The following is a 526-nucleotide window of genomic DNA, read 5'->3' as shown; positions in this document are numbered from 1 at the left end:
TGATTCATGACTGGGGTGAAGTCGTAACAAGGTAACCGTAGGGGAACCTGCGGTTGGATCACCTCCTTACCAGAACTGAAGCGCGATGCGCAGTGCTCACACAGATTGTCTGATGAAATAAACAAGAGTTCGATAGCGTCTTGCGAAGCTGACAAGAGATGTCCCCTTCGTCTAGAGGCCCAGGACACCGCCCTTTCACGGCGGTAACAGGGGTTCGAATCCCCTAGGGGACGCCATTGAACGGACGGTGAGTGAAAGGCACGGTCAACAGTAACCTAAAACTGATTAGTGATAGTCAGGTTTATGTTATTAGCTCTTTAACAATCTGGAACAAGCTGAAAAATTGAAACGACGGCATGTGGACGAGAGTTCATGTGTTGTTCGAGTCTCTCAAAGACTCATGCCCGAGACACTTTCGGGTTGTGAGGTTAAGCGACTAAGCGTACACGGTGGATGCCTAGGCAGTCAGAGGCGATGAAGGACGTGCTAATCTGCGAAAAGCGTCGGCGAGGTGATATGAACCTGT

At 50.0% G+C, this 526-nt stretch carries 1 tRNA gene and 2 rRNA genes; all 3 read left to right on the top strand.

Annotation, left to right across the window (positions count from 1 at the left end):
- Nucleotides 1-69, top strand: a 16S ribosomal RNA gene (locus HEP82_RS19860); the annotation flags it as partial.
- A gap of 91 nt (nucleotides 70-160) precedes the next feature.
- Nucleotides 161-236 (top strand) — tRNA-Glu (locus HEP82_RS19855).
- 190 nt (nucleotides 237-426) lie between these two features.
- A 23S ribosomal RNA gene (locus tag HEP82_RS19850) occupies nucleotides 427-526 on the top strand; the annotation flags it as partial.

The sequence above is a fragment of the Musicola keenii genome, assembly GCF_014855505.1.
GTDB classification, from domain to species: Bacteria; Pseudomonadota; Gammaproteobacteria; order Enterobacterales; family Enterobacteriaceae; genus Musicola; species Musicola paradisiaca.
The sequence above is the reverse complement of the archived record's forward strand: the minus strand, read 5'-3'. Positions and strand labels throughout refer to the sequence as shown.